This window comes from Pseudomonas sp., from assembly GCF_030147005.1.
GTDB lineage: Bacteria > Pseudomonadota > Gammaproteobacteria > Pseudomonadales > Pseudomonadaceae > Aquipseudomonas.
In genome coordinates this window covers 33,267-43,996 of the sequence record NZ_JASLAW010000156.1, presented here as the reverse complement: position 1 = coordinate 43,996, position 10,730 = coordinate 33,267, and the positions used below count along the sequence as shown (strand labels likewise).

At 61.1% G+C, this 10,730-nt stretch carries 10 protein-coding genes; 5 read left to right on the top strand and 5 right to left on the bottom strand.

Translation table 11 applies throughout. The annotated features are described in order from the left end of the window. Window positions 1-189 precede the first annotated feature (189 nt). Entirely contained in the window at window positions 190-855 is a 666-nt protein-coding gene (locus tag Q1V60_RS14450) for a fumarylacetoacetate hydrolase family protein (protein WP_300631450.1), read from the bottom strand. A gap of 24 nt (window positions 856-879) precedes the next feature. After that, window positions 880-2,274, bottom strand: a complete 1,395-nt coding sequence (locus Q1V60_RS14445) for an FAD-binding oxidoreductase (RefSeq protein WP_300631449.1) — start codon at window positions 2,272-2,274, stop codon at window positions 880-882. 365 nt (window positions 2,275-2,639) lie between these two features. On the opposite strand from Q1V60_RS14445, the gene serA reads away from it, so the two are divergent. Then, window positions 2,640-3,869: a phosphoglycerate dehydrogenase gene (gene serA, locus Q1V60_RS14440; RefSeq protein WP_003195214.1), complete on the top strand. Its 1,230-nt coding sequence runs from the start codon at window positions 2,640-2,642 to the stop codon at window positions 3,867-3,869. 178 nt (window positions 3,870-4,047) lie between these two features. Here the strand turns inward: serA and Q1V60_RS14435 are convergent, their stop codons facing one another. Beyond that, window positions 4,048-4,488 carry a DUF4399 domain-containing protein gene (locus Q1V60_RS14435; protein ID WP_300631446.1) on the bottom strand — a complete coding sequence of 147 codons (441 nt, stop codon included), beginning with the start codon at window positions 4,486-4,488 and terminating at the stop codon, window positions 4,048-4,050. Window positions 4,489-4,622: 134 nt separating this feature from the next. Here Q1V60_RS14435 and Q1V60_RS14430 point away from each other — a divergent pair, with 134 nt between their 5' ends. Next, window positions 4,623-5,117: a transporter substrate-binding domain-containing protein gene (locus Q1V60_RS14430; protein ID WP_300631444.1), complete on the top strand. Its 495-nt coding sequence runs from the start codon at window positions 4,623-4,625 to the stop codon at window positions 5,115-5,117. A 30-nt stretch (window positions 5,118-5,147) separates the two neighbouring features. On the opposite strand, the gene Q1V60_RS14425 is transcribed toward Q1V60_RS14430, so the two are convergent. Next, a complete protein-coding gene (locus Q1V60_RS14425) occupies window positions 5,148-5,780 on the bottom strand; it encodes a 2OG-Fe(II) oxygenase (RefSeq protein ID WP_300631455.1) in 633 nt (210 codons plus the stop codon). Window positions 5,781-5,911: 131 nt separating this feature from the next. On the opposite strand from Q1V60_RS14425, the gene Q1V60_RS14420 reads away from it, so the two are divergent. After that, the gene (locus Q1V60_RS14420) at window positions 5,912-6,664 is read left to right on the top strand and encodes a DUF2059 domain-containing protein (RefSeq protein ID WP_300631442.1); all 753 of its coding nucleotides are present in this window, start codon (window positions 5,912-5,914) and stop codon (window positions 6,662-6,664) included. 37 nt (window positions 6,665-6,701) lie between these two features. On the opposite strand, the gene Q1V60_RS14415 is transcribed toward Q1V60_RS14420, so the two are convergent. Then, on the bottom strand, window positions 6,702-7,643 hold the full coding sequence (locus tag Q1V60_RS14415; protein WP_300631453.1) for an alpha/beta hydrolase: 942 nt from the start codon (window positions 7,641-7,643) through the stop codon (window positions 6,702-6,704). Window positions 7,644-7,742: 99 nt separating this feature from the next. Here Q1V60_RS14415 and Q1V60_RS14410 point away from each other — a divergent pair, with 99 nt between their 5' ends. After that, window positions 7,743-8,318 (top strand): DUF6436 domain-containing protein, encoded by a 576-nt coding sequence (locus Q1V60_RS14410; RefSeq protein WP_300631441.1) that lies wholly within the window; start codon window positions 7,743-7,745, stop codon window positions 8,316-8,318. A 27-nt stretch (window positions 8,319-8,345) separates the two neighbouring features. After that, complete coding sequence (locus tag Q1V60_RS14405; RefSeq protein ID WP_300631439.1) at window positions 8,346-10,700, top strand: penicillin acylase family protein; 2,355 nt, start codon at window positions 8,346-8,348, stop codon at window positions 10,698-10,700. Window positions 10,701-10,730: the final 30 nt, after the last annotated feature.

Below are 10,730 nucleotides of genomic sequence, written 5' to 3'. Positions count from 1 at the left end.
GCTTGCCCTAATGCCAGTCAGTTAAGACAGAACCGGTCACTGTGGCGAGGGAGCTTGCTTCCGCTGGACTGCGTAGCAGTCCCATTTTTGGGGCCGCTTCGCGCCCCAACGGGAGCAAGCTCCCTCGCCACGGGGACCGGTTCTGTCTTAACTGACTGGCATTAAGGCTTGCCCTCCTCCTGCAGTCTCTCAGCGAACTACGCTTTCGAAGCGGTTGACGCCCGACAATTCCAGTACCAGCTTATCCCCGACATTCAGCGGCCCTACGCCGGCCGGAGTGCCCGTCAGGATCACATCGCCCGCCTGCAGCGAGAAGCAGCCGGCCATGTGCTGGATCATCGGCACGATCGGGTTGAGCATTTGCGCACTGTTGCCGTTCTGACGCACTTCGCCATTGATGGTCAGGCGAATGCCGATATCGGTCAAATCCGCAAAGGTGCTGCCGACCACGAAAGGCGCGATCACCGCCGCGCCGTCGAACGACTTGGCGATTTCCCACGGCAGGCCTTTGGCCTTTAACTCGGCCTGCTTGTCACGCAGGGTCAAGTCCAGCGCCGGGGCGAAGCCGGAGATGGCGTCCAGCACTTCTTCGCGGCTTGGCTTGTTCGACAACGGCTTGCCGATCAACACGGCGATTTCCGCTTCGTAATGCACCGAACCGCGCTCGGTCGGAAGGGTGAAACCGCCTTCCAGCGGCACCACGCAACTGCCCGGCTTGATGAACAGCAGTGGCTCGGTCGGCACCGGGTTGTCCAGTTCCTTGGCGTGTTCGGCGTAGTTACGCCCGATACACACCACTTTACCTACGGGAAAGTGGATGTTGGTGCCGTCGACATACTTGTGCTGGTAGCTCATGGAACGACTCCTTAAACAGCGTCCTTAAACAGCGAAGATCTTGCCTGGGTTCATGATCCCGTTCGGGTCAAACACCGCTTTCACGGCCTTCATGTATTCGATTTCCACCGGTGAGCGGCTGTACGTCAGGTAATCGCGCTTGGTCATGCCCACGCCGTGTTCGGCGGAGATCGAGCCGTTGTATTTGGCGACGGTCTCGAACACCCACTTGTTGACGGTGGCGCACTTGGCGAAGAACTCGTCTTTGCTCAGGTTTTCCGGCTTGAGAATGTTCAGGTGCAGGTTACCGTCGCCAATGTGGCCAAACCAGACGATTTCAAAGTCCGGGTAGTGTTCGGCGACGATAGCGTCAATTTCCCTGAGGAACGCCGGCACTTTGGAAACGGTGACAGAAATATCGTTTTTGTACGGCGTCCAGTGGGAAATCGTCTCGGAGATATACTCGCGCAGTTTCCACAGATTATGCAGCTGGGTTTCGCTCTGGCTCATCACGCCGTCCAGCACCCAGCCTTGCTCGACGCAGTGCTCGAAGGTTTCCAGGGCGTGATTGGCGACTTCTTCGGTGGTGGCTTCAAATTCCAGCAGCGCGTAGAACGGGCATTCGGTGTCGAACGGCGCCGGCACGTCGCCACGGCCGAGCACTTTGGCCAGTGCCTTGTCGGAGAAAAATTCGAAAGCGGTCAGGTCCAGCTTGTTCTGGAAGGCGTGCAGCACCGGCATGATCGAGTCGAAGTCGGTGGTGCCGAGCACCATGGCGGTCAGGTTTTTCGGTGTACGGTCCAGGCGCATGGTGGCTTCCACCACAAAGCCCAGAGTACCTTCGGCGCCGATGAACAGCTGGCGCATGTCGTAGCCGGTGGCGTTCTTGATCAAGTCACGGTTCAGCTCCAGCACATCGCCCTTGCCGGTGACGACTTTCAGCCCGGCCACCCAGTTACGGGTCATACCGTAGCGAATCACCTTGATCCCGCCGGCATTGGTGCCGATATTGCCGCCAATCTGGCTGGAACCCGAGGATGCGAAATCCACCGGGTAATACAGCCCGTTTTCTTCGGCGACGTTCTGCAATTGCTTGGTGACCACGCCCGGCTGGCACACAGCGGTGCGGTCGGTCAGGTTCACGTCGAGGACCTGGTTCATATAATCGAACGACACCACCACTTCGCCGTTGGCCGCAACAGCCGCCGCCGACAGACCGGTTCGCCCGCCGGATGGCACCAGCGCCATCTTGTGCGTATTGGCCCAACGGACGATGGCCTGCACCTGCTCGATGGTCTTAGGGAAGACGATGGCGCACGGCGCGGGCGCAAAATGCTTGGTCCAATCCTTGCCGTAAGCCTCCAGGGAGTCGGCGTCGGTCAGCACTTTGCCGGGCTCAACCAGGGTCTTCAGCTCATCAATCAGGGCAGCATGGGTCATTGACAGAACTCTCGAACAATTCATGGTCATCCTGAGAACGCTTCACGTCGCAGGAATAGGTGTTTAGCGGGGCGCGTATGCTAGCATACCGCCCCCGCAGGACAGAGCCCAAGGGCGTTTCTGCGGTGACGGCTTTCCTGCCGTCCGGGTCAGCTCTGTGCCTTGATTGACCAATACGTTTCTGTTGACGAGTGGCTGTTGTCGTCAGGCAAGACGCCGTGACGACTCATAGCTGGCTATGGGGAGGAGCGGCAACGCAGCATGACGGCAACAGTCGCCGTCAAACGGGAACAGTATTGGTGGATCAGGGCACATCCGGCTATTCGATTCCCTGCCATTTTTCTCCGGGATACAGGTTTACGCAGATGAGCAAGACTTCTCTCGATAAGAGCAAGATCAAGTTCCTTCTTCTGGAAGGCGTCCACCCATCGGCTGTCGACGTTCTGAAAGCCGCCGGGTACACCAGCATTGAGTACATCACCAGTTCTCTGCCGGAAGCCCAGCTCAAGGAAAAGATCGCCGACGCGCACTTTATCGGCATTCGCTCCCGCACTCAGCTGACCGAAGAGATCTTCGACCACGCCAAGAAACTCGTGGCCGTCGGCTGTTTCTGCATCGGCACCAACCAGGTCGACCTCAATGCAGCGCGCGAGCGCGGCATCGCGGTGTTCAACGCACCGTACTCCAACACCCGTTCCGTTGCGGAGCTGGTGCTCGCCGAGGCCATCCTGCTGTTGCGCGGTATCCCCGAGAAGAATGCTTCCTGCCACCGTGGCGGCTGGATCAAAAGCGCAGCCAATTCCTTCGAAATACGCGGCAAGAAGCTGGGTATCGTCGGTTACGGCTCGATCGGCACGCAGCTGTCGGTACTGGCTGAAGGCTTGGGCATGCAGGTGTTCTTCTACGACACCCTGACCAAGCTGCCGCTGGGCAACGCCACGCAAGTGGCGAGCCTGACCGAACTGCTGGGCATGTCCGACATCGTCACCCTGCACGTTCCGGAAACCGCTGAGACCCAGTGGATGATCGGCGAGAAGGAAATCCGCGCTATCAAGAAAGGCGGGATCCTGATCAACGCCGCGCGCGGCACCGTGGTCGAACTGGACGCCCTGGCCGACGCGATCAAGGACAAGCACCTGATCGGCGCCGCCATCGACGTGTTCCCGGTGGAGCCACGCTCCAACGACGACATCTTCGAAAGCCCGCTGCGTGGCCTGGACAACGTGATCCTCACCCCGCACATCGGCGGCTCCACCGCTGAAGCCCAGGCCAACATCGGCCTGGAAGTGTCGGAAAAGCTGGTCAAGTACAGCGACAACGGCACCTCGGTATCGTCCGTGAACTTCCCGGAAGTGGCCCTGCCGGCTCACCCTGGCAAGCACCGCCTGCTGCACATCCACCAGAACATTCCGGGTGTGATGATGGAGATCAACAAAGTCTTTGCGGAAAACGGCATCAACATCTCCGGTCAGTTCCTGCAGACCAACGAGAAGGTCGGCTACGTGGTGATCGACGTCGACGCCGAGTACTCGGACCTGGCGCAAGAGAAGCTGCAGCACATCAATGGCACAATTCGTAGCCGCGTTCTTTTCTAAGAACTCCGGGCGAACTGTAAGAGCGAGCTTGCTCGCGAAAGGCCCGAGGACGCCGCGTTCAATCCGGATAAACGCGTTATCGCTGACGTTCTTCGCGAGCAAGCTCGCTCCTACAGATGATCACCAAAAAAAATGGGAGACCCGCAGGGGTCTCCCATTTTTTTGTCTGCACACATCTTTACTTGACGTTAACCGTGATGACTTTCGAGGCTATCGTAGGCTCGAACTGGCGATGCAAGTTGTCGCCGGCGACCAGTTGCAAGGTGTGCTCGCCTGGCGTCAGGGTCAGCTCGGTTTCGGTTTGCGCCTTGCCGAAGTGAATCGAAGTGGGGTCGGCTGGGATAGGGGCATTTGCGTCAAGCGATTTCACGTCCCGGTCTACCAGCAGGTGGTGGTGGCCGGCGTTAGGCACTTGCTTGTCGATCGGCTCCAGGTCCAGCTTCTTGATGCCGAATTTTACGGTAAAGGTTTTATCGACGGTTGCGCCATCCTTCGGCGAGACGATAAACACTTCGGCACCTTCAGGCGCGGGCGTACGAGGAAGGTCTGCGGCACTGGCCAACATTGAGGTACCCAGCAAAAGGCTGGCGATCGTTGCACGGGACAAAAGGGCTTTCATTCGTTTCTCCAGTTTTTCTGTGAATTCTGTAGGGTTACGACAACTTCGCGATAATTTGGGGTCCAAGGCAACCAACACCATAGCAAAACGATGCTCAACGGCACCTCGTACATTCGAATTCTTTAGGAGTGACCATGCGCTTTTCGCCTGGCCTGTTACTGTTGCTTCCCCTTCTGAGCCCTTGGGCTCACGCCGAGCTGATCGACGATGTCAACGATCGCGGCGAGCTGCGCATCGCCCTTGATGCCAACACCCCGCCTTACAACTTCAAGCAAGGCGACAAACTCACCGGCTTTGAAGTCGAGCTGGGCGAATTGCTGGCAAAAGAAATGGACGTACGCTCCTCGTTTCTCACCACCGATGATGCCGACCTGCTGCCTGGCGTGGCGACCGGCAAATACGACGTGGCGATTAACCATATCGCTATGACTGCCGAGCTTAAGGATCAGTTCGATTTCAGCACGGCTTATCACGAGTCGCCTGAGCTGGCGATTCCCTTCCAGAAAGGCAACCCGGCGTTCAAGAGCAGCCTCGACAATGCGCTGGGCCGGGTGAAAGCAGATGGTCGATTGAAAGCGCTGGAGAGCAAATGGTTTGAAGGGGATGCGCCGGTAGCCAACACGCAGTAATGCCCGCAGCAGCCAGACTCTTTGGCCTGCTTAAAACGGCTCGTTGCCGCGCCGGCGAAACCAGCCGGTCAGGGACAGGCGCTCACGCGTGGCAGGCAGGACCTCATGTGGCACCTCGCCCGAGAGGAACACCACCAGGCTACCGCCGGCGGGCAACACGTCGTGTTCGATGCCACCCTTGAGGTACATGCGCAACTGGCCGCCATGTTCGGGCAGCCAGGCGTCGTTCAAATAGATCACGGCCGAGACCATGCGCCGGTCATCGTCGCGAAAACGGTCCACGTGCTTGAGGTAGAACGCCCCCGGCGGGTACATCGCGAAGTGGCTTTCGAAATCTTCCAGGCCCAGGAACAGGCCACGGTTCATTGCCAGGCGCAGGCTGTCCATCACCGCCATGTAGGTGTCGCAGACGGCGGCGTCGCCCTCTTCCAGCCATTGGATATGGTCGCCGCGAATCCCCTCGCGAATTTCCTGGGCCGGCCCACGCCCTACCGCGGCCGGCGCCAGCTCACCCTCCGCCGCACGTTTACGGCACTCGGCCGCCAACTCCAGGGTCAGAGCCTGGGGCAGGAAAGCATTTTGCTGCGACCAGCCTTTTTCGGCCAGGTCGTCGACAATGCGTTGCAGCAGTGGGTGATCAAGGGGTATTTGCATGGCGCGCATAGTATCCATACGCCTGTTAATCCGACAGCGCCGTCGAGCGTCTGAATACACTTTAGTCAGGTGACTGATAGGACTTCTCGACAAATCCTACGCCCGACACGGACAATAGTGGCCGCCTGACAGGAGTCCTTATGCGTCGTTTGTTTTTTTCCTTGCTGATGTTCTGCGTTTTGCCCGCCTGGGCAGACGGCCATGACCAGTTGTACAAGGTCGCCGGCTGGGCCGAACAACGTGCGCATTTCAATGACGCCCTCAGTGCCGCCCAGCAGCGCTACCGCAACAGCTTGCCGCCGGCGGTGTACCAGGCGCTGGTGGATAACAGCAACAAACGCTTCGCGGCCCAGGCCATGGACCAGCGTGCCGAAGCGCAATTGCGCCAGCACCTGGCGGACTCGAAACCGGCCCTTACGTTTTTCCAATCGCCCCTGGGCCGCAAGATTGTCGCCGCCGAGTTGCTCGCCACGCGTCGCGACCAGTTGGCGAAAAACGCTCAGGGCCTGCCGAAAATTCAAGCCGACGCCACCCGCAGCTTGATCATCGGCCACCTGGCCCAGGCCCTGCCCGCGCGTGAAGCCGGCGCCGAAGTCAGCTTGGCGATTGCCGGTGTGGCGGCGGACAGCTTGAGCCAGATGATCCCCGGCCTGTTGGGCGGCGGCCAGGCCCAGGGCATGCTGAATGGGCAGCGTGAGCGGCTGATGCAGCAGATCGATAAAGACCTGAACAACACGTTGTTGTACGTCTACCGGGACTTGTCCGACCCGGAGCTGGAAGAATTCGCTACGTTTGCCGAATCGCCGGAAGGTAAGGCGTATTACCAGGCGGCGCTCGCCGCCATTCGCGCAGGATTGGCTGTCGGCCAAAGCACCTCAAGCCTGGCCCCGTAAGCGGGGCTGGCTTGCCAGCTTGCACATTTGGATCGCGTTATTTCGAATGGTCCGTCAGGTAGCGGAAATACTCTTCGCGAATCTCCGGAATCTCGTTCGCCAGATGGTGCCGCCCGCGCTTGAGCATCAGCACCTGCGGCTCATCGAACTTGCCCCGCAGCACGCGCAAATTATGCTGCCAGTCCACCGTCATATCCTCTTCCCCCTGTACGATCACCGGCCGCCGTGGGCTGCGCGGGGCGGCTTCGATGCGCTTGATCCAGCGCGCCAGGGCGCCTACCCAGGCGGTGGGCAGTTGGCGCGGCTGCAGGGGGTCGGCTTCGAGAAAGGGTTTGAATGCCGGGTCGTTGGAGTTATCGCTGAACCGTCGCGCGATGCCTTTGACGAACGGGCGCAGCAGGTAATAGCTGAACTGGGACCAGCCCCAGGCGCGCGGGCGCACCAGCGGCGACAGCAGAAAGGTCTTGCCTTGGGCCGGGCTGTGGGCGCCGTGGTTGAGCAGGTGGTCCACCACAATCGCGCCGCCGGTGCTTTGCCCGAACAAGTGCCAGGGTTGCGGCAATTGCAACGCCTTGGCCTCGGCGAACAACGCCTGCATCACGTCCTGGTACACCGCAAACTCATCGATGCTGGCGCGCACGCCGCTGGACAAGCCATGGCCCGGCAGGTCGCAGGCAATCACCACGAAGCCCTGGTCCAACGCCCAGTCCACGACGTGGCGGTACAGCCCCATATGGTCGTAGAAGCCGTGAAACAGGAACATCGTCGCCACGGGCGCAGGCGGCCACCACACCTGGGCCACCACCTCGAACCCGCCCACCTCCAAGCGCCCCAGACGGCTCACGGCCGGCACCGTGCGTGCGCCCAGGTCGAGCCCATAGAAACGTTGATAAACCCTCGCTTCGGCTGACAGCGGCTGCGCATCCACCAGGGGGCGCAAGCTTTCGCGCAGATGATCAGGGTCAAAGGTGACGGGCATAAAGGGTTCCAGACTGACGGTGAAGATGAAAATCGAGCTGCGATATTCATCTGTCAGGACAAGCATGGCAAGCTACGCGACCCGCGAGGATACAACTGAATGCGACAGCCCTACCGCACTGCCTTGTTCGCCAGCCTGGTGCTGATTATCTGCGCCGGCATGCTGTGGGCCGCCTATGACTGGTTCCAGGGCCGTTACCTGCGCGCCTTCAGCGAGCACACGGCGGTATTCTCCGGCGATGCACTGCAACTGCCCGCCGCCCTCAGCGGGCACGGCCCGATTCGCCTGGTGCACTTCTGGGACCCGGCCTGCCCGTGCAATGTCGGTAACCAGCAACACCTGGGTGAGCTGATCGAGCAATACGCGCCGCAAGGTGTCGAGTTCTACGCCCTGCAAAAAGCCGGCAGCCACGGTGCCCTGCCGGACAACCTGCGCCTGATGAAAACCCTCAACGCCCTGCCCGGCGCCGATCAGGTGCCGGCCAGCCCGGCCGTGGGCATTTGGGACCGTACGGGCAAGCTGGCGTATTTCGGTCCGTACAGCGAAGGGCTGACCTGCAATGCCAGCAACAGCTTTATCGAGCCGATCCTCAAAGCCTTGCAAGCCGGGCGCGAAGTGAATGCCACGCACACCCTGGCGGTGGGCTGCTATTGTTCGTGGCCTAAGGAACCGTAGTCCGTCCATTCCGGGTGAGGAAAGTCGATGAAGCGTGTCTTGCAGGCCCTTGTGGCACTGGTGGTGCTGGTCGCCCTCGGTGCCGGCTGGTACGTCTACAGCAAGCAACCGACCCGCCAGGGCACGGCCACGCTCGCGCACCTGCAAGACTCGGTCACGGTGCGCTACGACGACCGTGGCGTGCCGCATATCCGCGCCGAGAACGAGACCGACCTGTACCGCGCTTTAGGCTATGTGCATGCCCAGGACCGGCTGTTCCAGATGGAAATCATGCGCCGCCTGGCCCGTGGCGAGCTGGCCGAGGTGCTGGGGCCCAAGCTGCTGGAGACCGATAAGCTGTTTCGCAGCCTGCGGATTCGCGAGCGCGCCTTGAACTATGTCGAGCATATGAACCCTGACTCGGCCTCGTGGAAGGCCCTGCAAGCCTATCTGGACGGCATCAACCAATATCAGGCCAGCCACGCCAGCCCGATGGAGTTCGATGTGCTGGACATCCCCAAGCGCCCGTTCACCGCCGAGGACTCCATCAGCGTCGCCGGGTATATGGCCTACAGCTTCGCCGCAGCCTTTCGTACCGAACCGGTGCTGACTTACATACGCGACCAATTGGGCGGCGACTACCTCAAGGTGTTCGACCTTGATTGGCACTCCAAAGGCGCGCTTAACCTGGCGGCCGGCGACTGGAAGACCCTCGGCGCCCTCGCCGGCCTGAGCGAACAAGCCCTGGCGGACAACGGCTTGCCGCAATTGGAAGGCAGCAATGCCTGGGCCGTCAGTGGCAGTCGCACCCGCAGCGGCAAGCCATTGCTGGCGGGCGACCCCCATATCCGTTTCTCGGTGCCGTCGGTGTGGTACGAGGCGCAGCTGTCAGCGCCTGGCTTTGAGTTGTATGGCTACCACAACGCGCTGGTGCCGGTGGCATTCCTGGGGCACAACCTGGATTTCGGCTGGAGCCTGACCATGTTCCAGAACGACGACCTCGACCTGATCGCCGAAAAGGTCAACCCGGCCAACCCCAACCAGGTCTGGTATCACGGCCAGTGGGTTGATATGAGCAGCAGCGAACAGCAAATCCAGGTCAAGGGCCAGGCCCCGGTCACGCTCACCCTGCGCCGGTCGCCCCACGGCCCGATCGTCAATGACGTGCTCGGTGAAAACGCCGGCACCACGCCGATTGCCATGTGGTGGGCCTTTTTGGACACCGAAAACCCGATCCTCGAGGGTTTCTACCAGCTCAACCGTGCCGACTCCCTGGCCAAGGCCCGTGCTGCGGCGGCCAAGGTGTCGGCGCCGGGCCTGAATATCGTGTGGGCCAATGCCAAGGGCGATATCGGCTGGTGGGCGGCGGCGCAATTGCCGATACGCCCGGCCGGCGTCAACCCGGCATTCATCCTCGATGGCAGTACCGCCCAGGCCGACAAGCTCGGCTTCTACCCGTTCAGCGCCAACCCCCACGAAGAAAACCCGGCGCGCGGCTATGTGGTCTCCGCCAATGCCCAGCCGGCATCGCCCACCGGCATGGAAATCCCCGGTTATTACAACCTGGCCGACCGTGGCCAGCAGTTGAATGCGCAATTGAGCGACAACCGCGTGAAGTGGGATGTGAACAACAGCCAGGCCCTGCAACTGGGCACTATCACCGCCTTTGGCCCGCGCCTGCTGGCGCCGCTGTTGCCGGTGTTGCGTGAGGTGGTCACAGACCCGGCGCAGTTGAAGCTGGTGGAACAGTTGGCAAGCTGGAAAGGCGATTACCCGCTGGACTCCACCAGCGCCACCCTGTTCAACCAGCTGCTGTTCAACCTGGCCGACGCGACCTTCCACCCGAAACTGGGCGACGCCATGTTCAAGACCCTGCTCAGCACTCGCGTGATCGACGCTGCACTGCCACGCCTGGCCGCCGCGCCGGATTCGCCGTGGTGGAACGGCACGCGAGCCGACACCGTCAAGCTGGCCTGGGACGACAGCCTGGCGCACCTGAAAGCCACCTTCGGCGATGACCCGTCGCAGTGGCAGTGGGGCAAAGCGCACACCCTGACCCACGGCCACCCGCTGGGCATGCAGAAGCCGCTGGACAGGCTATTCAATGTCGGCCCCTTCGCGGCGCCGGGCAGCCACGAAGTGCCGAACAACCAGACCGCCATGATCGGCCCGGCGCCCTGGCCGGTGACCTACGGCCCTTCGACCCGTCGCCTGATCGACTTCGCCGACGCGGCCCATGCCTTGACCATCAACCCGGTGGGCCAGAGCGGCGTGCCGTTTGACCGGCACTACAGCGATCAGGCGCAAAGCTATATCGAAGGCAGATACGAGCAGGCGCATTTCAGTGAGGAGGAAATCACAGCCAATACCCGTGGCACCCTCAAGCTGTTGCCTGCGAGATAGATTCGGCCACGCCCACATCTTGAAAGATGT

Excerpts from the sequence above, each read along its gene's own strand:
- Q1V60_RS14450 (WP_300631450.1), bottom strand. The coding sequence starts at position 855 with ATGAGCTACCAGCACAAGTATGTCGACGGCACCAACATCCACTTTCCC.
- Q1V60_RS14445 (WP_300631449.1), bottom strand. The coding sequence starts at position 2,274 with ATGACCCATGCTGCCCTGATTGATGAGCTGAAGACCCTGGTTGAGCCC.
- serA (WP_003195214.1), top strand. The coding sequence starts at position 2,640 with ATGAGCAAGACTTCTCTCGATAAGAGCAAGATCAAGTTCCTTCTTCTG.
- Q1V60_RS14435 (WP_300631446.1), bottom strand. The coding sequence starts at position 4,488 with ATGAAAGCCCTTTTGTCCCGTGCAACGATCGCCAGCCTTTTGCTGGGT.
- Q1V60_RS14430 (WP_300631444.1), top strand. The coding sequence starts at position 4,623 with ATGCGCTTTTCGCCTGGCCTGTTACTGTTGCTTCCCCTTCTGAGCCCT.
- Q1V60_RS14425 (WP_300631455.1), bottom strand. The coding sequence starts at position 5,780 with ATGCGCGCCATGCAAATACCCCTTGATCACCCACTGCTGCAACGCATT.
- Q1V60_RS14420 (WP_300631442.1), top strand. The coding sequence starts at position 5,912 with ATGCGTCGTTTGTTTTTTTCCTTGCTGATGTTCTGCGTTTTGCCCGCC.
- Q1V60_RS14415 (WP_300631453.1), bottom strand. The coding sequence starts at position 7,643 with ATGCCCGTCACCTTTGACCCTGATCATCTGCGCGAAAGCTTGCGCCCC.
- Q1V60_RS14410 (WP_300631441.1), top strand. The coding sequence starts at position 7,743 with ATGCGACAGCCCTACCGCACTGCCTTGTTCGCCAGCCTGGTGCTGATT.
- Q1V60_RS14405 (WP_300631439.1), top strand. The coding sequence starts at position 8,346 with ATGAAGCGTGTCTTGCAGGCCCTTGTGGCACTGGTGGTGCTGGTCGCC.